This is a genomic window from Flavobacterium sp. CF108, from assembly GCF_900129795.1.
GTDB lineage: Bacteria > Bacteroidota > Bacteroidia > Flavobacteriales > Flavobacteriaceae > Flavobacterium.
Genome location: NZ_FQWW01000006.1, coordinates 20,567 through 47,049 on the forward strand (window position 1 = coordinate 20,567; position 26,483 = coordinate 47,049).

At 35.6% G+C, this 26,483-nt stretch carries 13 protein-coding genes; 12 read left to right on the top strand and 1 reads right to left on the bottom strand.

Annotated elements, in window-relative coordinates; translation table 11 throughout:
* The first annotated feature begins 196 nt into the window (after positions 1-196).
* The 8 genes from fsa (at position 197) to BUE10_RS16840 (ending at position 14,725) form a co-directional block, all read left to right on the top strand.
* Positions 197-853 carry a fructose-6-phosphate aldolase gene (gene fsa, locus BUE10_RS16805; protein ID WP_073486941.1) on the top strand — a complete coding sequence of 219 codons (657 nt, stop codon included), beginning with the start codon at positions 197-199 and terminating at the stop codon, positions 851-853.
* Between the two features lie 534 nt (positions 854-1,387).
* Positions 1,388-4,555: a SusC/RagA family TonB-linked outer membrane protein gene (locus BUE10_RS16810; RefSeq protein WP_091290759.1), complete on the top strand. Its 3,168-nt coding sequence runs from the start codon at positions 1,388-1,390 to the stop codon at positions 4,553-4,555.
* 12 nt (positions 4,556-4,567) lie between these two features.
* The gene (locus BUE10_RS16815; protein WP_073486943.1) at positions 4,568-6,199 is read left to right on the top strand and encodes a RagB/SusD family nutrient uptake outer membrane protein; all 1,632 of its coding nucleotides are present in this window, start codon (positions 4,568-4,570) and stop codon (positions 6,197-6,199) included.
* Positions 6,200-6,233: 34 nt separating this feature from the next.
* Positions 6,234-7,607 carry a glycan-binding surface protein gene (locus BUE10_RS16820; protein ID WP_073486945.1) on the top strand — a complete coding sequence of 458 codons (1,374 nt, stop codon included), beginning with the start codon at positions 6,234-6,236 and terminating at the stop codon, positions 7,605-7,607.
* A gap of 14 nt (positions 7,608-7,621) precedes the next feature.
* Positions 7,622-9,820, top strand: a complete 2,199-nt coding sequence (locus tag BUE10_RS16825) for an endo-1,4-beta-xylanase (protein WP_073486946.1) — start codon at positions 7,622-7,624, stop codon at positions 9,818-9,820.
* A gap of 83 nt (positions 9,821-9,903) precedes the next feature.
* The gene (locus BUE10_RS16830) at positions 9,904-11,532 is read left to right on the top strand and encodes a GH35 family beta-galactosidase (protein WP_073486948.1); all 1,629 of its coding nucleotides are present in this window, start codon (positions 9,904-9,906) and stop codon (positions 11,530-11,532) included.
* A gap of 278 nt (positions 11,533-11,810) precedes the next feature.
* Positions 11,811-13,718 carry a sialate O-acetylesterase gene (locus tag BUE10_RS16835; RefSeq protein ID WP_073486950.1) on the top strand — a complete coding sequence of 636 codons (1,908 nt, stop codon included), beginning with the start codon at positions 11,811-11,813 and terminating at the stop codon, positions 13,716-13,718.
* Positions 13,719-14,110: 392 nt separating this feature from the next.
* A complete protein-coding gene (locus BUE10_RS16840) occupies positions 14,111-14,725 on the top strand; it encodes an LbetaH domain-containing protein (protein ID WP_234984758.1) in 615 nt (204 codons plus the stop codon).
* A 169-nt stretch (positions 14,726-14,894) separates the two neighbouring features.
* Here the strand turns inward: BUE10_RS16840 and BUE10_RS16845 are convergent, their stop codons facing one another.
* Positions 14,895-18,845: a hybrid sensor histidine kinase/response regulator transcription factor gene (locus BUE10_RS16845; RefSeq protein WP_073486954.1), complete on the bottom strand. Its 3,951-nt coding sequence runs from the start codon at positions 18,843-18,845 to the stop codon at positions 14,895-14,897.
* Between the two features lie 387 nt (positions 18,846-19,232).
* Between BUE10_RS16845 and BUE10_RS16850 the strand changes: the two genes are divergently transcribed.
* From BUE10_RS16850 to BUE10_RS16865, 4 genes are all read left to right on the top strand, one after another.
* A complete protein-coding gene (locus tag BUE10_RS16850) occupies positions 19,233-22,241 on the top strand; it encodes a SusC/RagA family TonB-linked outer membrane protein (RefSeq protein ID WP_073486956.1) in 3,009 nt (1,002 codons plus the stop codon).
* 17 nt (positions 22,242-22,258) lie between these two features.
* The gene (locus BUE10_RS16855; RefSeq protein ID WP_073486958.1) at positions 22,259-23,782 is read left to right on the top strand and encodes a RagB/SusD family nutrient uptake outer membrane protein; all 1,524 of its coding nucleotides are present in this window, start codon (positions 22,259-22,261) and stop codon (positions 23,780-23,782) included.
* A gap of 81 nt (positions 23,783-23,863) precedes the next feature.
* Positions 23,864-25,036: a glycoside hydrolase 5 family protein gene (locus BUE10_RS16860; RefSeq protein ID WP_073486960.1), complete on the top strand. Its 1,173-nt coding sequence runs from the start codon at positions 23,864-23,866 to the stop codon at positions 25,034-25,036.
* A gap of 206 nt (positions 25,037-25,242) precedes the next feature.
* Positions 25,243-26,283, top strand: a complete 1,041-nt coding sequence (locus BUE10_RS16865; RefSeq protein ID WP_073486962.1) for a glycoside hydrolase family 43 protein — start codon at positions 25,243-25,245, stop codon at positions 26,281-26,283.
* The last annotated feature ends 200 nt before the right edge of the window (positions 26,284-26,483 follow it).

The window sequence follows — 26,483 nt, forward strand, 5'->3', positions numbered from 1 at the left end:
TGCGTCTCTACAAATTACACACAATCTTTGTCATTTCGACTGAAAGGAGAAATCGCACAAGAAACTCTGCAAAGATTGACGATTTTGCATGTCGAATTACTCGTGCGATTTCTCGTTCGAAATGACAAACTACACAATTACACTCCATTCAAATTGCAGACCACACAATAACCACGAACTTTAAACCAAAAAACTTATGAAATTTTTTATTGATACCGCTAATCTCGAAGACATTCGAGAAGCGCAATCTCTTGGTGTTCTCGACGGCGTAACCACCAATCCGTCTTTGATGGCAAAAGAAGGAATTACAGGAAAAGGAAATATCCTAAAACATTACTTAGACATTTGTAATATTGTCGATGGCGATGTTTCTGCTGAGGTAATTTCAACTGATTTTGACGGAATGATAAGAGAAGGAGAGGAGCTTGCCGCTTTACATCCGCAGATCGTGGTGAAGTTACCCATGATTGGCGACGGTATAAAAGCTTGTAAATATTTTTCTTCAAAAGGAATTAAAACAAATGTAACATTAGTATTTTCGGCAGGGCAGGCATTATTGGCTGCAAAAGCTGGAGCAACTTATGTTTCGCCATTTTTAGGAAGATTGGATGATGTTTCGACAGACGGAATGCATTTAATTGCTGAAATCAGGGAAATTTATGATAATTACGATTATCAAACGCAGATACTTTCTGCTTCAGTGCGACATACGATGCATATTGTAAATTGTGCTAAAGTTGGATCAGATATTATGACCGGACCGCTTTCGGCAATTAAAGGATTATTGAAACATCCGCTTACTGATATTGGTTTAAAACAGTTTGTTGAAGATGCTAAAAAAATGAATCTCTAAACCCTAAATACACAACGCAATGACTAAGCTCTTTTCTTCTTGAAAAGGGCTTTTTTTGTAACTTTTCAACAACCGATTGCCTTTTTGAACAGTTTTTAAATCAAATAATTTTAGAGATGCGCTTGTATTCAGCTTTTCTTTAGAATATTAAGTTAAAATTTCAATTATTCTGTACTTTTTATATTACTAAAACGATGTAGATGTATTGAAAATATCTTAAATCCTTCATTTTATGCTTTTTTTAATATTTTGAACAAAACAGTTTTTTATTCATAATCTTTTGAATGATTACGTTTATAAATATGAGTATAATTTAATTTTTTAGGATTATAAGTAAACTATGTGTTTTTTTAAGATACTATTTTTATAAAATTCTTAAATAAAATTAACGCAACCGATTGTGTGTTATTGTTTTTTATATATATTTGTTTTAATAATGGTTATGAGTTGTTTTTATTCTGAAAACAGCTTCTGCATCATTTCATAAAAAAAAACTAACTAAACCATACTATTAACTCATTAAACTAATTATTTATGACTAACCTTTTAATTACTAAAAGCAAATCAAAATACTTTAAAAATTTAGGGTACTTAATCCTGATGTTGGTATTTTCTGCTGCGGTAAATGCACAAACCACTGTGTCAGGAACAGTTTCTGATAGTAACGGACCAATACCGGGAGTAAACATTTTTGTAAAAGGAACTAAAATCAGTTCAGTTTCTAATTTTGACGGAACGTATACCATCAGCCCGGTTCCCGCAAATGCAACTTTATCCTTCAGCTTTATTGGTTATAAATCAAAAGACGTTGCGGTTGCTAACAAAAGCAAAGTAGATGTAACACTTGAAGAAGATGTAAGCAGCTTAAAAGAAGTTGTCGTGGTAGGTTACGGCACCATGAAAAGATCTGACTTAACAGGTTCTGTTTCATCAGTAACAAGTCAGGCAGTTACACAATCGGTAACAACATCAATCGAGCAGGTTTTACAAGGACGTGCGGCGGGTGTAAACGTACAGGCAAACAACGGTGCGCCGGGAGCAAGTTCTTCTATTCGTATTCGTGGTATCAGTTCGCTAACAGGATCAAATGAACCAATCTTTGTAATCGACGGTGTTATTATCGACAATACAACAAGTTCAGTAAACACGAATCCGCTTTCTATGATTAATCCATCAGATATTGTTTCGATGGATGTTTTAAAAGATGCTTCTGCAACTGCAATTTACGGTTCGAGAGCGGCAAACGGGGTTATTATTGTAACCACAAAACGCGGTAAAAAAGGCGATCTTACTTTAAACTTTGACAGTTATGTAGGATGGCAGGAAATTCCGAAACATTTGGATTTATTAAACCTTAGAGAATACGGAACATTAAAAAACACACGTTCGGACTTAGGAATTGTACAGCGTGATAATACCTTTATTCGTCCTGATTTATTGGGCGAAGGAACAGACTGGCAGAAAGAATTGTTCAACACCGCTTTAATGCAGAGTTACAATTTATCAGCTTCAGGAGGCTCAGAAAGTACAACTTACTCTTTAGGAATTGGTTATTTAGATCAGGAAGGTATAGCAATTGGTTCTTCATTTGACCGTTTCAATTTAAGAGGAGTTGTAGATTCTCAGGTAAAAAGCTTTTTAAAATTGGGAGTAAACTTTGCCCTGAGTCAATACAATCAAACCACAACGGTTACAGACGATGCTTTAATCATAACCGCTTTAAAACAAACGCCAAACGTTGCGGTTCGTAATGCTGATGGAAGTTTTGACGGCCCTGATACTACAGAATTCGTTCAAAATAATCCAATAGGTTTAGCTTCTATAAAAGACAATCACAATAAAAATTACGCTATTAGAGCTAATACGTATGCTGAAATTGGTTTTACAAAAGAACTTAAATTCAAAACACAATATTCGTTAGATTACGGATTTGCAAACAATTATACTTTTAATCCATCGTATACTTTTGGAGCATTGGTAAACGATGTGCGCGAAGGAACAAGAACAAAATCAAACAGTGCATTTTGGAGCTGGAACAATTTATTGACTTACAATAAAACTTTTGGCGCACATACCATTAATGCCATGTTAGGTCAGGAAATGCAGGAATCAAGCTGGGAAAACCTTTACGGATACCGTTCTGGTTACATCACAAACGGCGCTACAGATTTAAATGCCGGAGATGCTACAACAGCCAGAAACTCAAATGCAAGCAGTGTAAGTTCTATCAGCTCTTACTTCGGAAGATTGTTTTATTCTTTCAATGATAAATATTTACTGACTGCGACTTTAAGACGAGACGGATCTTCAAAATTTGCAGAAGAAAACCGTTGGGGATGGTTTCCGTCAGCAGCTTTGGCCTGGAAAATTTCAAATGAAAATTTCTTAAAAGAAAACAAAACCATCAACAATTTAAAATTGCGTTTAGGATGGGGAGCCGTTGGTAATCAAAGTGCGCCAAACTACGCTTATACTTCAATTTACGGATCTTCGGCAACAAACTGGGGAACTGGACAATTGGCAGGAAATACAGCAAATCCAGACATTAAATGGGAAACCACATATTCAAGCAACTTAGGTTTAGACCTTGGACTTTTTAACAACAGAGTAGAATTAGTTGCCGATGTGTATTACAAAAAAACAAACGACTTATTGCTTGAACTTCCATTGCCGGCTTACGTAGGAACAACGGGACAAGGGGCGACAAGACCGCCAACAGTAAATATTGGATCTCTTGAAAATAAAGGATTTGAGTTTAGTTTGAATACCATTAATATGGAGAGAAAAGATTTTATATGGAAATCGAATATTGTTTTCTCAATGAACAGAAGCAAGGTTTTGGCACTTAATACAGAATCTGGCGTATTAAATAAAAACATTCAACAAGGTTCTGATGTCACAACTGTTACCAGAACGGCGGTTGGAGAAGCAATTGGACAATTTTACGGTTACAAAGTGATTGGCCGATTTGAAAAAGCTACAGATTTCTATTATAAAGATAAAGACGGAGTGGTAAAACCAACGGCTTTGCCAGAAGGAATGGCGATTGGTGAAAACGGTGTTTGGATTGGAGATTATATTTTTGAAGATGTAAACAAAGACGGAATCATCAACGAAAAAGACCGCGATTACATCGGAAATCCGGCTCCAGATTTCACATTCGGTATCGGAAACACATTTTCTTTCCAGGGATTTGATATCAACATTTTGCTGACAGGTTCTTACGGAAATGATATCGTAAACTACCAAAGACGCTGGTTAGAAAATCCTCGTGAAAATACCAATTTATTGAAATCTTCTTTAGGATATGCGCAATTAGAATTAATCGATCCAAACGGGCCAAACGATTATCGTAATGTACAAATTGTGGGCGGAGATCCATATATGACCAGAATTGCGGCATCGTCTGCATCATCAGCATCAAACTACCGTTTCAGCAACCGATTTGTAGAAGATGGTTCTTATGTAAGAGTAAAAAATATTTCGATAGGATATAATCTTCCAAAGAAATTATATTCTAAATACGGAATCTCAAACATTAAGATATATTCTAACGCTCAAAACGTTTTAACCTTTACAAAATACAAAGGTTACGATCCAGAAGTGGGATCAATTAATCAGGATGCGCTTTTAAGTGGTATTGATAATGGACGTTATCCTTCGCCAATTATTACAACGCTTGGATTGAATGTTAATTTCTAAAATTTACAGACTATGAAAACAAAAAAAATATTTTACACGGTTCTTATGATCGCATTGCCATTTGTTTGGACTAGTTGTAGTGATCTTTTAGATGTTGAACCAGAAGATCAAATCACAAAAGAGAATTTTTATAAATCAGAATCAGATTTTCAATCGGCAACAGGCCCGCTTTACAACAGAGTCTGGTTTGACTTTAATGATAAATTCTATTACGGTTTAGGCGACGGACGTTCAGATAATTTGTACGCTCCATATTCTGATTACGTTTATCCGTTTACAGATTTATCTGAAACAGGATTAACAGGACCTTTAGTTTCGGCTTGGGGATCTTTATACAATGTTGTACAGCAATCAAATAACGTAATTATCGGAATTTCTGATAGTAAAGTAGACGAAAGCGTTAAAAACAAATATATCGCCGAAGCCCGTTTTATGAGAGGAACTGCCTATTGGTATTTAGCCTCTTTATGGGGAGATGTAATTATTTCTACAGACCCGAGAGAATTGGTTAAAAACCCAATCGTAAACAAAAATCCGTTAAAAGATGTTTATGAATTTGCGATTCGCGATTTAGAATTTGCGGCAAAATATCTGCCAGAAACGGCAGGACAAGCCGGGCGTTTAACAAAATACAGCGCATTCGGAATGTTATCTCGTGTTTACCTATCCTATTCGGGAGTTAGCGATAACCCAAACAGCGGAACAAGAAATCAGCAATATTTAGATTTAGCCAAAAAAGCTGCCGAAAAAGTAATCACCTCAGGTCCATATAGTTTAATGTCAAACTACGCCGATTTGTTTATGATTGATAACAACAACAATACCGAATCGATGTTTGCCTTACAATGGGTTCCAAACGGAGATTATGGAGTTATTAATACACATCAGGCTTATTTTGCTTTAGGTTCTGATATTACAGGAGATGATGCCGCTTGGGGATACTGGACAAGAGCTTCGAATGATGTTTTAAGAGAATACGAATCAAAAGACCTTCGCCGTAAAGCAACATGGATGGGCGATGATGATTTTTATCCGGAAATCAACAAATCAAACGGAGGTTATACAGTCGATCACGCAAAAGAATTCTTAACCGTAAAAAAAGGAGTTGTAGGTTCTACAAAAGACAATTCTAAAATTAGCCGTATGAACTCAGCCTTAAATACTTATATGCTGCGTTTAGGAGAAGTATATCTAAATTATGCCGAAGCCGCTTTAGGAAACAACGCTTCAACAGCAGATGCACTTGCTTTAGATGGCATAAACAAACTTCGTGTTCGTGCAGGTCTTGATCCAAAAACAACCTTGACTTATGCAGACATCATTCACGAAAGAAGAGTTGAACTTGCAATGGAAGGACAATATTGGTACGATTTAGTGAGACGCGCTTATTACAAACAGCAAGAAGTTATCAACTACGTAACGGCACAAAACCGCGGAACAATTGAGCCAATTCTTTACGATTCGGCAACAAATACCTTGTCTATAGATCCGGCAAGAAGCAGTAGTCCGCGTTCAATTGGCGTGATCGATGCTACAATTTTCCTTCTTCCTTATCCGGAATCAGAACTGGTTCAGAATCCGTTGTTGAGAGAAAATCCAGTTCCGTATCAATTTACAGAAGAAAAAATAACAGACTTGTTCTAGTATTTTGAAAAACAACAATCTAAAAAATATTAATATGAAATATATTTTAAATAAAAAATATTGGGCACCCATCGCACTGTTGGGAATTATGTTCTTTAGTACGCTATTTACTTCTTGTGATAATAACGATTCTGAAGGCGGAACCATAACCATATCAAAAGTTTTTCTGGAAGATGTAAATTCAACCGTTCCGGATAGAGAAGTGACTTTTGCCCGTTTAGGACAAGCTTTGCGTATACAAGGTTCTGGTTTTACAGGCTTAAAAAGAGTATACATCAACGGATATCAAACTTATTTTAATGTAGTTTTTGTTTCCGATAATTCAATGCTGATCAATGTTTCTGCAGATACCCCGATTCTAGAAGCAGATCCATCGGTAAGAAACACGATTCGATTTGTAAACGATAATAATGAAACCACATTTTCATTTGAAATTCGTTCAGGAAAACCAGCAATTACAAACATTTCAAACACAATGCCGAATGCAGGAGAAACCATTACCGTTTCAGGAACTGGTTTAACCGAAGTAAGCAAAGTAGTTTTTCCTGGAAATATCGAAGTATCAACAGGAATTACTTCAGATGAAGACGGTGAATTTTTTACAGTTCCAGTGCCAAATGGCGTTTCAGACAACGGAGGTTCATTATTCGTTCAAACTTCAAACGGAGGCGTTTATTCTCCGGCTTATTTTAACTGCAAAAGAAGCATTATTTTAGACTTTGATGGAAGAGGAACGCACAGTTTCTGGGGAACTCCTCCTGCCAACGGAATGATTTTAGCAACGGATATAGAATCGGCAGCTATAGGCTCAGGAAATGTTTCACAAGGCAAATATGTACCACATCGTCCGGCTCGTATTGCCTCTATTCCTGCAGCGACAGGAAGAGCAACAGAAACCTGGACAGCAGGAACAGGCGTAGACAACTGGAGAACACAATTAACTCCTTTTATTCCTGCAACCACACCGCTTGATAAAGTAGCATTTCAATTTGATATCTATGTACCAGACGCATGGAAAGATTCAGGATATTTAAAAATATGTACAATCAATAATTTCAATGCCGGAACATGGTCTGGCGGGGTTTACAACTACATTCCGTGGCTTGTTGATGGAAAATCAGTTGCTTTTCAAACTACAGGATGGATAACGATTACCATTCCGTTGAACAAATTTTATCAATGGTCGAAAGAACCTTTTACTTTTGAAGCTGTTTTAGCCTATCGTGAAGTTGCAACATATCAAAATTTTGGTATTTGGTTCGAAAATGCTGATGTAAAAATGAAAGATGTTCTGGGAACTGCAAGTGAAGTAGAATTTGCTTCAAAACCAACTTCAGTAAAAGTGTACACAGACAACTGGAGAATTGTATCATTAGATACTCCGGTTTACAATGATTTTGCTAACTAAAAAAAAACACCAAAATGAAATATAAATATATATTGCCAGTAATTGCCTCATCCTTAATGCTTCTGGCATCTTGTGATGATAATTTAATGGAATGGGAAAAAGATCCGGAGCATGGCGAGGTAACAGGAGCAGAACTTCCGCTGGCATTAGTAGAAAAAATAAGCCGATACGATAACCTTAAAACGTACACAGATTTTGTTTTAGGAAACGGAATTGGTGCCGATTTATACCTAACTGACGCAGCGTACCGCAAAATTGTAAACGACAACTTTGATGAGGTTACACCGGGTTATGAAATGAAACACGGCGCAATGGTAAACTCAAAAGGTGAAATTAATTTTACTAAAGTAGATGCCTTTATTGCCGAAACCAAAAAAGCTGGATTAACAGTTTTTGGTCATACTTTGGTTTGGCATTCCAACCAAAATGCAAGTTATTTAAATAGTATAATTGCGCCAACCGTAATTCCCGGTTCAAGCGGAACCAACACATTAGATGTTGCCGGTTTAAAAAACGGAACATTTACAAACTGGGCAAGAAATAATCCCGGAAAAGGAATTGCTATTGCACCAAATGAAGGACTTGCAACGGGTTCACAAGCTATTAAATTAGAATCAAGTGCGACATCTTCTGCACCATATAATCTGCAATTAACCTCTCCAAACGTATCCATTGTAAGTGGTCACAATTATGAGATTTCTTTCTATATAAAATCAGATGTAACAGGAAAAGGACGTATTTCTTTCAATGCTTCATTAACGAACCAATATCCGTACAAAGACTGGTTCAGCACAGGCGGATCCTGGACAGAAGCTTTTGCAACAACAACAGCATGGCAGCAGGTTAAAATTAAATTAGCTCCCGGAGATTTTGTTGGCGGAAGCACCAATTTCAAATTCAATATTGATTTGGGATATCTGCCAAATGTGACCTATTTAATTGATGTAAATACTATTGCAGTTGTAGATCTTGATGCTGCAGCCACAGTTACAAATTTAGTTGCCAATGGTAATTTTAATGCAGGTATCAGCGGATGGTCAAAATACAATGGAGCTAATGATGCTTTAAGCGCAGCAGGCGTGTCTGATGCATATGAAGGAAATGGAGCGATGAAAGTGGTAAACGCAACTTCGGATGCAGCAAATCAATGGAAAACACAAATTCATGCTGATTTTACTTCAACCTTAACATCTGGAAAAGCATATACAATTTCATTTATGATTCGTTCTGAAGCAGCTGGCTCTGTAAGATGTTCAACAACAGGAACAACGGCACATTATCAGGGAGATCAGGCAACATCACCAACATGGAAATTAATAGAATGGAAATTTACCGGAAACGGAACTGAAACAGGTTTAAACTTTGATTTAGGAGGAACTGCCGGAACTTATTACATAGACAATGTTTCAGTAACGGATGGATCATCTGGCGGAGGCCCAACAGCACCAATAACCATCAATAAAACCGATGCAGAAAAAACAAAAATCATTGGCGATGCTATGGCTGACTGGGTTTCTAAAATGATGACACACTACAAAACAAGCGTTTTTGCCTGGGATGTTGTAAATGAACCAATGAAAGAAGACGGAACATTAAGAACAGGAAATGAAGGCGATACCGCAGCCGATTTTTTCTCTTGGATTAAATATCTAGGAAAAGATTATGCTGTAACCGCATTCAAACTGGCGCGTCAATACGGAAACGCAACAGACAAACTTTTTATCAACGATTATAATTTAGAATCAAGATTAGACAAATGCGACGGATTGATTCAATATGTGGAATATATTGAAAGCCAAGGCGGAAAAGTTGACGGAATTGGAACGCAAATGCACATAGGTTTAAATACAGATAAAGATAAAATTGCCCAGATGTTCCAAAAACTGGCAGCGACAGGAAAATTGATTAAAATTTCTGAGCTTGATGTGAGATTAGGAACAAATGCTCCAACCGTTGCACAGCAGGCATCACAAGCCGAAATGTATCAATATGTGGTAGATATGTATAAAAAACATATTCCGGCAGCACAGCAATATGGTATTACAGTTTGGGGAGTTTCTGATAACTCAAAAGAACATGAATTTTGGCTTCCGGACGAAGCACCAAATCTTTGGGATGCAAATTACGTTCGTAAACACGCCTATAAAGGAACTGCTGATGGTCTTGCAGGAAAAGATGTAAGTAAAGACTTTTCAGGAGAGTTGGTTAAGTAAGTTAAGTGTAGTCTTAATCCATAATATGAATCTGAAAGGATTTGTATTATGGATTATTTGTTTTTAATTTAAAAAGAATCAAAATGTTTACGTTCCCAAAAAATACAATAGTTCTCCTGTTTTTTGCTTTTTTACAATTCGGATATGCTCAGGAAAAAATACCGCATCTTCAAAAAAAAGGAAATAAAACACAACTTATTGTCAACGACAAACCTTTCATTATTCGCGGCGGGGAATTAGGAAATTCTTCGGCAACAACTATGGAGAGTATGGAACCCATTTGGGAAAAACTGACAGACATGAACCTCAACACAGTTTTAACGCCAATTTATTGGGAATTAATCGAAAAGGAGGAAGGTAAATTTGATTTTTCGTTAGTAGATGATTTGATTGTAAGAGCCCGAAAAGAAAATCTAAAACTAGTATTTCTTTGGTTTGGATCTTGGAAAAACAGTATGTCAAGCCACGCACCGGAATGGGTAAAACTGAATCAGAAAAAATATCCAAGAATAAAAGATGATAAAAATAAAAGTCATGAAATTTTAACGCCTTTTAGCGAAGAAAACCTGCAAGCCGATTTAAAAGCTTTTCAGAAACTAATGTCACACATTAAAGATTTCGACCAAAAAGAAGAAACCGTCATTATGGTTCAGGTCGAAAACGAAATCGGAATGCTGCCAACGGCACGCGATTATCATCCGTTAGCCAATGAAGCATTTAAAAAAGAAGTTCCAAAAGAATTCATTCAATATTTACAGAAAAACAAAGAAAAACTAGTTCCTGAATTCTCGGCAGTCTGGAAGAAAAACGGATTTAAAACAACTGGAAACTGGGAAGAAATTTTCGGAAAAAACCTCCAAACCGATGAGATTTTCATGGCTTGGTATTTTTCAAAATTCACCAATACAATAGCTAAAGCCGGAAAAGATGCTTATCCAATCCCAATGTTTGTAAACGCAGCCTTAAATGCACCAGAAAAGAAACCGGGAGAATATCCAAGTGCCGGGCCTTTACCGCACCTAATGGACGTTTGGAAAGCAGCCGGAAACGCCATAGATTTTCTTTCACCAGACTTTTATAATCCGTCATTCAAACAATGGAATGATTTGTTTACAAGACAAAGCGATCCGTTATTTATTCCCGAACATCGTTTTGATGAAACCGCACCGTTTAAAGGTTTATATGCAATCGGACATTATGAAGCCATTGGTTTTTCGCCTTTCTCTATAGAGTCTGTAACCGATGCAAAAAAAGAACCGCTAGGCAAAATTTACGATTTAGTACAGCAGTTAACTCCAGTTATTGAAACCAATAAAGGTCAAGGAAAAATTGATGGAGTTCTATTAGACAAGGAAAATAATACACAAATAGCTAATCTAGGAAACTACGAATTTACCTTTAAACACGATTACACCCTAAATTGGTCCGAAGGCGCAAAAGCAGAAACCTGGCCAACAGCAAGCGCTATAATTATAGAAATCACACCCGATGAATTTTACATAGCAGGTTCTGGAATTGTAGTAACTTTTAAACCATTAAAAAATAAAACCGCAAACGCCGGAATACTAAAAACAGACCAGGGAAAATTTGAAAACGAAAAATGGAGAACCATCAGACATTTCAACGGAGACCAAACCCATCAAGGAAGACATTTGAGAATTTCAGTAGGCGATTATGAAATTCAAAAAATAAAACTATACATTTATGAGTAGTTTTTTTCTGTTTTTTTGCCACTAATTTCACTAATTTTCACGAATTATTTTTTTTAAGATTAAAAAATCTGCTAAATCTGCGTGAAAAATTTTTAGCCACAGATTAACACAGATTAAAATGATTTAAAATAATTAGTGTTCTCCGAGGGCAGAAAAAAATTAGTGAAAATTCGTGAAATTGCTTCGCCTGTTCGCTATCGCTCGGGTCGTGGCAAAAAAAATCAGCGTTAACCAGTATAATCCGTGTCATCAGTGGGCTAAAAAATAAACAAGACCAAATGAAAAAAATAATACTAGCAATACTTATAGTTTTCAATGCCAATGCTCAAATAAAACTCCCAAGACTAATAAGCGACGGAATGATATTACAGCGCGATACAAAAGTCAATATCTGGGGCTGGGCGTCGCCAAAAGAAAAAATAGAACTCGATTTCAATCACAAAACATACAAAACCATTACAGCCGAAAACGGAAAATGGCTAATTCAGCTTCCATCGCAAAAAGCAGGCGGACCATACGAAATGACTTTAAAAGCATCCAACACAATCACCCTGAAAAACATACTTTTTGGTGACGTTTGGGTTTGTTCCGGTCAATCGAATATGCAGCTGTCAATGGAACGGCTTAAATACAAATATCAGGACTATATTGCTAAAGCGGAGAATTCGAACATCAGACAATTTCTAGTTCCCAATCAATATTTTTTTGAAAGAGAAAATACCGATTTCTCTTCCGGAGAATGGATCGCAGCAAATCCAAACAGCGTTTTAAAATTCTCTGGAGTTGCCTATTTTTTCGCTTTAGAAATCTATGAAAAATACCAAATCCCAATTGGAATAATCAATTCCTCTTTAGGAGGTTCTCCCGCAGAAGCCTGGATCAGCGAAGAAAACATTAAAAAATTCCCCGATTATTATCAGGAATATTTAAAATTTAAAGATGGAAGCCTCGAAAAACAAATCGACGAAAACGACGATAAAGTAAGTTCAGACTGGGACAAATTATTAGACGAAACAGATCCCGGACTAAAAAATAAATGGGTAGCTGAAATCGATAATTCCGATTGGAAAACGATGAACGTTCCCGGTTACTGGGCAGACGGTGAACTCGGAAATATAAACGGTTCGGTTTGGTTCAAAAAAGAATTTACGCTGGGGAAAATAAAAGAAAATCAGGCGAAGATTATTTTAGGAAGAATTGTCGATGCCGATTCGGTTTTTGTAAACGGACATTTTGTTGGCACAACTTCCTATCAATATCCGCCAAGAATTTACTCTTTCAATTCCAATATTTTGAAAGAAGGAAAAAACGAAATTACCGTTCGAGTTATCAGTAATTCGGGTAAAGGAGGTTTTGTATTTGATAAACCGTATGAATTAATTAATGGCGACGAAACAATTGATTTAAAAGGAATCTGGAAATACAAATTAGGTGCAAAAATGTTACCACTTCCGGCACAAACTTTCGTCAGATTAAAGCCAGTCGGACTTTATAATGCTATGATTGCGCCGCTAAAAAATTATGACATAAAAGGCATTCTTTGGTATCAGGGAGAATCGAGTACCAAAAAACCAGCAGAATATCTTCCTTTAATGGAAACCTTAATTTCGAACTGGCGCTCTCAATGGAAACAGGAAAAGCTGCCTTTTTTATTCGTTCAGCTGACCAATTATATGGAAACAAAACCGGAACCAGTTGAAAGTAATTGGGCAGATTTAAGACAACAGCAGTTGAATACACTAAAAGTTCCAAATACCGCAATGGCCGTAACAATTGATGTAGGAGAGTGGAATGATATTCACCCTTTAAACAAATACGATGTAGGGAAAAGATTGTCGCTTCAGGCAAGAAAATTGGTTTATGGCGAGAAAAATTTAGTCGCTTCGGGACCGATTTTTAAATCAATAAAAAAAGAAGGCAACAAGTTAATTCTAAGTTTTTCAGATGTTGGAACAGGATTACAAATCAAAACCGGAAGTGAATTAAAAGAATTTGCAATTGCCGGAAATGATGGGAAATTCGTTTGGGCAAAAGCCATTATCGACGGCGATAAAGTTATCGTGAGTAATGATTCAATTGCAGATCCGGTAAAAGTAAGATATGCGTGGGCAGATAATCCGGCAGAAGCCAATTTATATAATAAAGAAAATTTGCCGGCTTCGCCTTTTGAAGCAGATATTAAATAATTTTTTTATAGCCATTTTATTCAATTGCCTCCTGCTTTAGCTGGAGGTATAAAAATCTGTAGTCAAAAAGGCTTTAGCCGAACTTCATAGTTTGGCTAAAGCCTTTTTTATGTTTCTATAAGTTAACCTCCAGCTAAAGCAGGAGGCAAATAATTTACACCCATTTTTTACTGTAGAGACGCACAGCAGTGCGTCTAACACAACGTAACCACAATTTATATCACTTTACGCATAAGACGCACTGCTGTGCGTCTCTACGGATATACTTTGTGTTGATATTATTGTCATTTTTTGCATTTCAAGATCTTAGATTTATTTTATTAAATACTAAAATTCAAATTTTCGAAAATCTTATCTTTATAAATTAAATAGAACTTTTTTTAAATTAACAAATGATGATAAAACCAATCGATTTTATAGAAAACTTTGATTTTTATTTTCCAGATTATATTAATACTGCGCCATGGAATATTGTCAATGAACTGGACAAAATACTTTTAGAAAAATTAAAACTTCTTTCAGCTGATTATAAAATAGAAGGAACAACTGCGATACACAAAACAGCCGTAATTGAAGAAGGCGTAACCTTAAAAGGAACAATCATCATTTCAGAAAATTGTTATGTTGGTGCGCATGCTTATTTACGAGGGCCAATATTATTTGGGAAATCTGTAAAAATTGGTCCGGGTTCAGAAATAAAACAATCGTTTATTTCTGATAATTCGGCAGTAGCTCATTTTAATTATATAGGAAACAGCCTGATTGGTCAAAATATTAATTTTGAAGCAGGTTCAATTTGTGCCAATCATTACAACGAGAGAAAAAACAAAAACATTTCGGTTAAATATAAAGAAGACATTATCAATACCCATTCAGATAAATTTGGGTCATTGTTAGGTGATAATTCTAAAGTTGGTGCAAATGCGGTTTTATCGCCGGGGACAATTTTGGATAAAAATAGTATTGTAAAAAGATTACAGTTGATTGAGCAATTGGTAGAGGAATAACTTTGTGTAGACGCACTGCAGTGCGTCTCTACGATATGCTTTGTGTTGATATTGTTGCCATTTTTATACCCATTTTTCTGTAGAGACGCACAGCAGTGCGTCTACGCAACGTAACACGAACGAATATCACTTTGCGCATAAGACGCACTGCTGTGCGTCTCTACAAAAACTATTTATTCATCGCAATATACTCCGAAGGCGTCATCGTAAAATGCTTCTGGAAATTACGACCAAAACTCGTCTGCGATTTATAACCCACCATTTCTGCAATCTCATACATTTTATAATTCTCATTTAAAAGCAATTCCGCAGCACGTTTTAAACGCACGATATTAATCAATTCATTCGGACTCAGATTCGAAATATCTTTAATTTTTCGGTACAAAGTCGAACGGCTCATATTCATGATTTCTGCCAAAGACTCAACACTTAAATCAGAATCCGTGATGTTTTTCAGGATTTCTTCGTCGAGTTTTTTTAGGAACTTTTCGTCGGTTTTGTTGTGCGCAATACTTTTAATGTGCGAAAGCGGAGAACTCGCATAATAATTCATAATCTGCTTTCTGTTTTCGATTAGATTATTCACCTGAACTTTTAAATAATCCATTGAAAAAGGTTTAGCGATATACGCATCCGCACCCACTTCAAGACCGTCAATTTGCGATTTCAGTGAGTTTTTGGCAGTAAGCAAAATTACCGGGATATGGCTTGTTTCTAAATTGGTTTTAATCTCTTTACACAACGTAATTCCGTCCATAATTGGCATCGAAACATCACTTATAACAAGCTGGATATTCTCGTTATGAATTATTTTTAAAGCATTTTCTCCATTATCCGCTTTTAAAATCGTGTAAAACGGAGCCAATTCAGTCGTAATAAAATTCAATAAATCTTCATTGTCTTCAACCACTAAAAGCTGTGTTTTTTCGTGTTTGTTTTCGATTTCTACAGTTTCAGATTCTGCTTCAATTTCTTCTTTCTCAGTTTCATTATAAAACATAAATTCTTCTTCCTGACGAAGCGGAACCACAAGTTCAAAAATATTCACTTTCGAATCCGGAATCACCTGCAGGTTTCCGTTATGCAATTGCGTTAACGAATGCGCCAGCGAAAGCCCGATTCCCGTTCCCGAAGTCGTATCCATATTATCAACCCTGAAAAACGGCTCAAAAATTTTATCTTTTAAATGAAACGGAATCAGATTTCCGTCATTTTTTACAATTAAAGTCAATTTCTTTTCATCTCTAAAAAGCGTGATCGAAGCTTTATCAGTAGAATATTTAATAGCATTACTCATTAAATTACTCAGAATTTTTTTGAAAGCCTCTTTATCTACAAAAGCAAAAATATCTTTATCTCCCAGTTCCAGTTCAAATTCAATCCCTCTCTCTTCAATCAATTGACTGAATCTCAAATGTAAATTCCGAACCATAGACGAAATATTCGCTTCCACGAAAGTGAGTTTTAAACCACCAATTTCAGACTTTCTAAAATCCAGTAATTCATTTACCAGTTTTAATAAACGAGAAGTGTTTTTCTTCATTATCGAAAGATTCTGAGGCACTTCCGGCAATATGTGATCCATTACCAAAAGTTTTTCCAAAGGCCCTTTTATCAATGTCAAAGGCGTTCTGATTTCGTGCGCCACATTGGTAAAAAAGTCAATTTTAGCCTGATAGATTTCTTTCTCTTTTTCGTCGTTTAAATGTTTTATTTTTCGATTGTGTTTAATCTGAGTGAGATTTTGTGAATAACGAATGATGTAATAAAACGAACCGCATATCAGCAGAAAATAGAAAAAATACGCATAAGAACTCGCCCAAAACGGCGGCAGAATCCTGATTTTCAATTCCACTTCTTTACTCCAAACACCAAAGCTATTCAGTGATTTTACTTTAAAAACATAATCGCCAGGCGCGAGTTCCGTAAAGAAAACTTTATTGTTACGTTCCAGATAAACCCAGTCATTATTAACGTTTTCCAGTTTATACCAATATTCGGTAAGTTCCGGCGCGGTATAATTTAACGAAGCAAATTCAAGATTAAATGACGATTGGCTGTTGTTAAGTTCCAGTTCGTCAATATGCGCAATAGATTGTTTTATAGGCGAATCATTTTCATTGGCATCAATATCCTTATTATTGATTTGAAGATTGGTAATAAAAGTCGAAGGCGTGTATTTGTTCTTGGTAAAATTCTTCGGGTTGAAACTGATCATTCCGTTTAAATTCCCGAAATACATATCGCCGTTTGTATCCTTAAAAGCCGATGCATAATTAAACTGGTCGCTCAATAAACCATTTGCGGTGGTGTAAATTTTAATGCTTTTATGATCAGGTCCAAATTTTACCAAACCTTTAGAAGTCGTCAGCCATAAATTTTTAGCTTCATCTTCTAAAATCGAATAAACAACATTACTCGGAAATCCGTTTTTGGTTGTGAATTTTTTAAAAGTCCTCGTTTTTTTATCAAATAAATCCAATCCGTTTTCGGTCGCAAACCATAAATTTTTAAAACTGTCTTCAAAAATATAATTGATCGAATTATTACTGATACCGTTTGGGTTTTTGTAATCGTAAATAAAAACCTCTTTCTTTTTGGTTTTCGGATTATAATAAAACAAACCATCACGATAACTTCCTGCCCAAAGATTTCCGTCGCTGTCTTCTTTATAAGTCGTATAATGCGTCGTTTCGGGAAAAGTTTTTAAGGTTTCAAAATTGTCGTTTTGTTCATTGTATAAATAAAGTCCCATTGTAGTAATCACAATCAATTCGTCTTTTTTGGTTTCATAAAAAGAAAAAATGAAATTACTGCGCAATCCCGAAGCCGGATTATTGGCACTATAGTGTCGCACAACGTTACCCGAATTTCGATCTAAAACATCCAGACCATGTTCAAAAGTTCCCACCCAGATTTTATTTTTTCTGGGCATTAAAGCATGAATATTATAATACGAAACACTGCTTTTGCTTCCGTTTGGTAAATACGATGTAAACTGCTGTGTTTTTGGATTAAATCGGTTTAAACCGGCATCTTCAGTACCAATCCATAAATTACCTTTATCATCTTTATGAATTTCCCTAACGGCACTTCCGCTAATAGAATTTTGTCCTTTCTGCGGAAAATATTTTTTGAACTGCGTATATTGTTTTTGATGGTAATTGATGCCGCCAAAATACGTTCCAACCCAAATTCCGTTTTCTTTATCAATAGTTATAGAATACGCCGCATTGTCTGAAATCGCATAGGGATCATTATAATTTTTTTTAAGATTAATGCTGGATTTCGTTTTCAGATTATAAACATAAACCCCAGATTCGCTGGCAATCCAAAGTTCATCATTTCCTCTCTTTTTAAACTGACGGACATAAACCGGTTTCTTTGTCGAAAATTCTAAACTCGAAGTTGTTTTATTGTGAATGTTATAAAGTAAAACGCCGTCGTCCTGCGTACCAATCACAATATTGTTTTTATCTAAAGCATAAATAATCGTAATCCTAAAATTAGAAGAACTTGCAGGAGGCGCAATTGGAATATTTTCAAAAGAAAAATTCTCTTCAGAATAACGATAAATTTTATTCAATGAAGAAGCCCAGATTTGACCATTTGCATCTCTGGAAATCGAAGTGGTAATGAAATATTTATTCGGATTAAAAGTTTTGGTTTCCTTTTTTGTTGTCGAATATTTATAAAGAATATTTCCAGAGATAAACCAGATATTTCCGTTTTTATCATGATTAATATCGTTGATACGGTCGTTAATCGCTTCGTTTAAAACCGTAAACTGATCTGTTTTTTTATCGTATTGATACAAACCTTTATCTGTTCCTACCCAAATTACACCTTTATATTCATGTAAAGACTGGATATAATTACTTCCTAAACTATGAATTGGGTCGGCATTGCTTCTGTAAGTTTTAAAACGATAACCATCAAATCGGTTTAAGCCATCTTTTGTACCAAACCACATAAAGCCGTCTTCATCCTGTAAAGAAGTCAAAACAGTGTTGTTAGAAAGTCCTTCTTCAACCTGAAAATGTTTGAAATAATATTCCTGTGCCTGAATAAAATTTATCGAAAAAAGCGAAAAAAATAATAAAAGAAAGAATTTACGCATAGTTGTGTTTTTTAGGATAAAACAAGGACTTATTCAAATCGTGTCAATATTCAACAAAATGTTGCAAGCCGCTATATTTCTGATCTTTTTTATACAATTTGAATCATTTCAGATAGAAATTGACACAAATAAATCATTTTATTTTGAATTAAAATTATCTACTTTGAATTTTCAAACAAATCATATTGACAATTTTTAGGCTAAAAAAATACAGCATCAATAAAATTAAGTTTGAAAAAATACATCATTAATAATTTTGAATTAAAATGAACACATTATTACTGAGCAATATTAATTATTTTTTTGCTCGCATCAGAGATGATTAGAATTTTTAAAAAACAATTGTAAAACCAACCAAAAAATGAAAACTATCTAAATGACAAATCAATGAAAACAAAGATCACTCAAATTTTAAAGCAGAGATATTACCTCTTGTTTTTCTTTAGTTTATTATTACAACAAACGTATGCACAACAGCAAATAACCATAACGGGAAAAGTAGTTTCTGCAGCAGGAGAATCAATTCCGTTTGCTAACGTTGTCATAAAAAACACAAAAAATGGTGCAGTTACCGATTTTGACGGAACATATAAAATAGCTGCAGCGGGAAACCAAACGTTGGTTTTTAGCTCACAAGGCTACAAAACAGCAGAAGTAGCCATCAACAACAAATCTTCAATTAATGTTACTTTAGAAGAAGATGCGATGAAACTAGAAGAAATTGTAGTTGTAGGTTACGGATCGCAGCAGAAAAAAGACCTTACAGGAGCAGTTGCGCTGGTAAAAGCTACAGAAATCCAAAAACGTCAGGTTACTACTATTGCCGACGGATTACAGGGTTTAGTTACCGGAGTTAAGGTTCGCGGCGGCGGACGCCCGGGACAGGAAGCCAATGTTGAGATTCGTGGATTAAAAAATCTTCAAAGCGCTAATCCGCTGTATGTAATTGATGGTGTAGTTACAACAGCAAACAGAGATTTTAACCCAAATGATATTGAAAGTATTCAGGTTTTAAAAGATGCATCGGCTGCGGCAATTTACGGTTCAAGAGCAGCAAATGGTGTAATCATTATTACGACTAAAAAAGGTAAAAAAGGACCGCTTCAGGTTGAAGTTTCGGCAAAAACCAGTTTTACTTCAATGCCAAGATATGATTTAATGGGAACAGAAGAGTTCGCAAAATTCAATAATCAGGCTTATGATAATGCCGGAATTCCGAGACAAAACTTAAATATGGCCGTAAATACAGACTGGCAGGATGAAGTTTTTAGAACCGGAATGATGCAGGATTATAATGCAAGTTTTTCTGGAGGAAGTGAAAACTCAACCTTTTTTATGTCTGGAAATTATTTTGGAAATGAAGGAACTGTTGTAGGAACAGATTTTGACAGAATTTCATTCCGTGTGAATTCAAGCGGTACAAAAGGAATTTTCAGCATTGGAGAAAACATTGCGATAAGCAATTCAAAAACCGATGAAATGTCTGGAGAACCTATCATTGATGTTTACAGATTATTACCAACAATTCCGGTTTATGACGAAAGCAATCCGGGCGGATATGGTTATGGAAAAGCGGGTGTTGCGAATACTTTTGGAACAAACCCTTTGGCATTGGCAGATTTCTCAAACAGAATAAATGAAAACTTTAGAGTAAGAGGAAATATCTGGTCAGAATTAAAATTCGCTCCATGGTTAAAATACCGTTTCAACTTTGGTTACGACACCAGTTTTGATTCGTATAAATTCATGAGAAAATTAGGAAACTGGACTTTAAATCAGCCATACGAACAATCTTTTATTAATCAGAATAAAGGAAGATCTGAAATGATGCTTTTTGAAAATACTTTAACTTTTAAAAAGGATTTTGGAAAACATAGTTTAACAGTTTTAGTAGGGCAGACGTACCAAAAAGACAATTATAACCAAATAAGCGGAACCAAAAGAAATCTTTTAATAAACCCAAATACAGGTCAGTATTTTGATGTTTTAGATTTAGGAGATCAGGCAGAAGTAGGAGGTTTTAGAGAAACAGCCGCTTTAGCATCTTATTTAGGAAGATTAGAATATAATTACGATAACCGTTATTTATTTAATGCCGTTATTAGACGAGATGGTTCTTCAAAATTCAGCGATGCAAACAAGTGGGGTAATTTCCCGTCACTTTCTGCAGGATGGAGAATCAGCAACGAATCTTTCTTTAAATCAGAATTTATTAAAGATTTAAAATTAAGAGCCAGTTACGGAGAATTAGGAAGCGGAAATATTAAAAACTACGAATATCAAGGTTTCATAAATACTTTTGGAGCTATTGTTATGGGAAGCGGACAAGTATTATATCCTTCTGCAACTCAGGTTAGATTAGCCAATTCAGAATTACGCTGGGAAAAATTAAAACAAACCAACGTAGGTTTAGATCTAGGTGTATTAAACAACGATTTACGTTTTACGGCTGATTATTTTATCGCCCGTACAGAAGATGTATTATTTGGTTTCCCAATTTTAATGACAACAGGAAGTGATGAAGGAAATCCAATTTCGAATGCTGCAACTGTTGAAAATAAAGGGTTTGAGTTAGAATTAGCTTACAGCAAAAAAATCAATGATTTCTCTTTTAATGCTTCTGTTAACTTCACTAAAATCAACAATAAACTGGTTGAATTAGGAAACGGACAAAACGAAAGTTTTAGCGGAAATACCGTTACCCGTCAAGGAAATCCGGTAGGAATGTGGTACGTTTTACAAACAGATGGTTTGTTTCAAAGTGCAGAAGAAGTTCAAAATTACAAAAATGCCGATGGTAAAGTAATTATGCCTTATGCGCAGCCGGGAGATATTCGTTTTAAAGATGTTAACGGCGACGGAGAAATTAATAACAAAGATAAAGACATTGTAGGAAGCCCTTGGCCGGAATTTGAAATGGGTTTAAATGCAGGAGCAGAATATAAAGGTTTTGATTTTTCTATGAACTGGATTGCTTCGCATGGTGCAACTGTGTATAACGGATTTAGAAGTGTAGTAGACCGTTTTGATGATGATAGTAATTACAGAAGAGGAATTCAGCCTTGGACTCCTGAAAATCCAAATACTGATTTTCCAAGAATTGTAAAAGGAACAACTTTAAACTCAAGAGGGGACAGCGACAGATTTTTAGAAAGTGGAGATTTTATCCGTCTAAAATACATTGGGTTTGGATATAACCTTCCTCAAAATGTGCTGAAAAATTCAGGAATTACAAGAGCAAGATTAACACTTTCTGCACAAAATGTAATTACCATTTCAAAATATAAAGGTTTAGATCCTGAGTTTACTAATTCAAATATTTTTGAAAGAGGTGTTGATAATGGGGCTTTCCCAAACCTGCAGACGTATTCATTTGGTGTTGAATTTGGCTTCTAATTTTAAAAAATCACGTAATGAAAAAAATAATAGTATTAATAGCAGTTTTTACAGGTCTTTTCTTCACATCATGTGAGGATGAATTAGACCAGGACAATCCAAATAAATTGACTACAGAGCAGTATTGGAAATCTGAAGGTGACGCTCAGGCAGGAGTAAACTCCATTTATGCCATGTTTTACAAAGATGGATTATGGGCAAGATGGATTTATTTCCGTTTAGATTTAACTTCTGATGAAGGATACAGCAACAGTCCGTGGGTCGAATTAGCAGACTGGACAAGATTCAACTACATCAATTATAATTTTTGGGAAGGAAACGTAGTAACATGGAGAGATACCTACAAAGCTATTTTTAGATGTAATCAGGTAATTGCCAACGTTCCGAATATTACTTTTCAAAATGAAGACGACAAAAAGAAAATAATCGCGCAGGCTAAATTTTTAAGAGCGTTACATTACTATTATGCAGCGGTTCTTTGGGAAAATATTCCAATTGTTTTAGAGCCTTCAAAACCAACCGATACTCCGGAACAAAAAAATGTAACCGAAGTGTATGCTCAAATCGAAAAAGATTTAAATGAAGCTTTCGCAGATTTGCCGGAATCGTGGACAGGTGAGCAATTAGGTAGACCTGATAAAGGGGCAGCAAAAGCATTTCTGGCAAAATTATACATGCAGCAGCACAAATGGAATGAAGCAAAAGGCGCTTTAGATTATTTAATTGCTGGACCTGGAGCGAAGTATAATTTAGTTTCAAACTACAGAGACAATTTTACAGATGCTAATGAAAACAACAGCGAATCAGTATTTGAAATTCAGTTTGGAGATCAAAGAAAAGGTGGAACAGACGAAAGCCAAAGTGCTGCAGTTTCTAGTAACCGTGCTCAGTTTTTTGCACCAAGAAGTATTGGATGGTCAGATGGTCAGGCTCGTTTTTGGTTAGTAAATGCTTTCAAGGAAGAAAAAAACCAAGCAGGAAATCTAGACATCAGATTAAGATATACATTGTTTTATCCTCAGTTAGAAGCTGATTTTGGAGACAAAACCTACGGAAAAAATTGGGAATGGGGCAACGACGAAGCTTGGTTTAGAAAAGGAAGCCGTGACTATTACAGAAACAACGAAGATTATTACAGTCAGGTAAATTACAGATTGGTTCGTTATGCTGATATTTTATTACGCTACGCCGAAGTGCTGAACGAATTAGGGAATACAGCAGATGCCTATCAATATGTTGATTTAGTGAGAGCACGTGTTAACTTGAAAACTTTGGCAGCAGCTCATCCTGAAATTGGAAACGATCACGATAAATTTTTAGAAAGATTAAAAACAGAAAGAGTTTTAGAATTAGCCGGAGAAAGTGTTCGCTGGGAAGATTTAAAACGTTGGGGAGATTTAGACTCTCAGGCTGCTGTTGATAAAATCGCACTTCGTGACCCGGATTTTAAAAACTTTAAAGTAGGTAAAAATCAAAGATTACCAATTCCGCAGACAGAGGCAGATAATAATCCATTCTTAGAGCAACACCCTGAATATTAAAATGATTTTAAAGGGAATCAAGTTCGCAAAAACTTGATTCCCTTATAAAAAGAACGACCGTTCATAATAACAAAATTTATAATGAAAAAAGTAAAATTGTGTCTGACATTTATGTTGGCAGGATTAGTATTGCTAAGCTGCAACAACAAAAAGAATACTACCGAAGAAAATAAAAACGAAACTGCTGCAGTTGAAAAAAGAGAAATCTGGACAAAAGATCAGGCCAATAAATGGTATGCAGAACAGCCTTGGTTAGTAGGTTCAAATTATTATCCTAGCACAGCTATAAACCAATTAGAGATGTGGCAGGAAGATACTTTTGATCCAAAAAGAATAGATCAGGAACTAGGCTGGGCAGAAAATTTAGGCATGAATGTAATGCGTGTTTACCTGCATGATTTATTGCACCAGCAAGATGCAGAAGGATTTTACAAACGCATGGATCAATTTTTAGAAATAGCAGATAAACATCACATTAAAATACTTTTTGTTTTATTTGATTCCTGCTGGGATCCGTTTCCTGCTTTAGGAAAACAACGTGCGCCAAAACCGCACACGCACAACTCAGGCTGGGTGCAGAGTCCGGGGCAAAAAGTGCTTCAGGATAAAACACAATATCCTCGTTTAGAGAAATATGTAAAAGAAACCGTTGCTCATTTTAAAGACGACAAACGTATTTTAGGCTGGGATGTTTGGAACGAACCAGATAACATGACAGGTCCATCTTATGAAAAAATTGAAATCAAAAACAAAGTCGATTTGATCCTTCCGCTTTTAAAAAATGTTTTCGTTTGGGCAAGAGAAAGCAATCCGTCACAGCCGTTAACTTCTGGAGTTTGGGTTGGAGACTGGAGCGACGAAGCCAAAATGAAACCAATGCACAAAATGCAGATCGAACAATCAGATATTGTTTCTTTTCATAATTACAACACACCTCAGGATTTCGAAAAAGTAATTAAACAGTTACAGCGTTACGGAAAACCTTTATTGTGTACCGAATACATGGCAAGACCAAACGGAAGCACATTTGAAGGCTTTTTACCAATCGCAAGAAAATACAATGTTGGAATGATCAACTGGGGATTTGTTGACGGAAAAACACAAACGAAATACGCTTGGGACAGCTGGACGAAAACATACAACGCAGAACCAAAAGTATGGTTTCACGAAGTATTACATACAGACGGAACACCATACATAAAAGCCGAAACAGATTTAATCAAAAAACTAACATCTGAGGCTAATAAGAAGTAGAATTATTGGCCACAGATTTCACAGATTAAACGGATTTTCACTGGTCAATTTTATTAAAATTAATTTAGAAAATTAAAATCAGTGAAAATCCGATTAATCCGAGGGCAATAAAAATAAATCATTTTAATCCTTTTAATCTGTGGCAAAAAAATAATTAGTGAAAATTAGTGGAATTCGTGGCAAAAAACATTTTAATTTTTAGCAACATGAAAAAAAATACAATAAAACAGCTCCTTTTTCTAATGGTAATTTTGGTTGGATTTTCTGCGAAAGCACAACAGCCAGACCCGCCGGGGCAAGTAAAAGGAAATGAAAAACCCAAAAACGAAGCCTATCTTTTTGCGCACATGACGCACAACGATTACGGCAGATTATACTATTCAGTAAGTTTAGACGGTTTGCATTGGGAAAACCTCAACAATGGAAAACGAGTTTTTGAAGAATACAAAGGACATCCCGATATCTGCAAAGGCCCGGACGGAAAATATTACATCGCAGGAAATACAGGCGACGATGCAAAAAGTATCAACATCTGGGTTTCGGATGATTTAATTACATGGAAAAAACATTCAGACTATATGCCTGATTTAAAAAACACGCCTGATTATTCAAACGCTTTACAGCGAATTGGCGCCCCAAAATTATACTACGACAAAGATTCTGAAAAGTTCATTATGACATGGCACACGCCGCATCTTGAAGGAACAAAAGAAGACGGCGAACGTTATTGGGCAAGTCAGCGAACGTTGTATGTTTTATCTAAAGATTTAAAAACTTTTGAAGGAACACCACAACGTTTATTCGATTGGGATATGGGAACCATTGATGTTTTCATCCGTAAAGTCGGCGATTCTTATTACGCCGTAATTAAAGACGAAACCTATCCAACATTATATTGGACAACAGGAAAAACCATCCGAATTGCCAAATCAAAATCCCTTTTAGGACCTTATTCTTTGCCCCAGCAATCTATCAGCCCAAACTTTAGAGAAGCACCAATGCTGATCCCTTCTCCAGATGATAAAATATGGTACATGTATTACGAGCAATACCCGGGCGTTTCATACGGATTATCAATTGCAGATAATTTAAACGGGCCTTGGTTTCAGGCATCAGGTTACACTTTTTTCTCCGATTGGGATAAATACAGTTTCCCTGAAAAAGTACGCCACGGCTGCATGGTTACAATCTCTAAAAATGAATACGACAGTTTAGTGAAGAAATTTGGAATCACTAAAAATAAATGATGAGTTATAAGTTATGAATTATGAGTTTGGAATTAGGCATTTGTTAGTGTTTTTTGAGTTAATACGAAACAGAGATTATTTTATCGGAAATAAATTATTAATCACACTTAAACCAACTCATAATTCATAATTAATAATTCACAATTAAAAATTTGGTTAGTAAAGTTAGTGTTTGAAATTACCAGACTATGTGGATATGG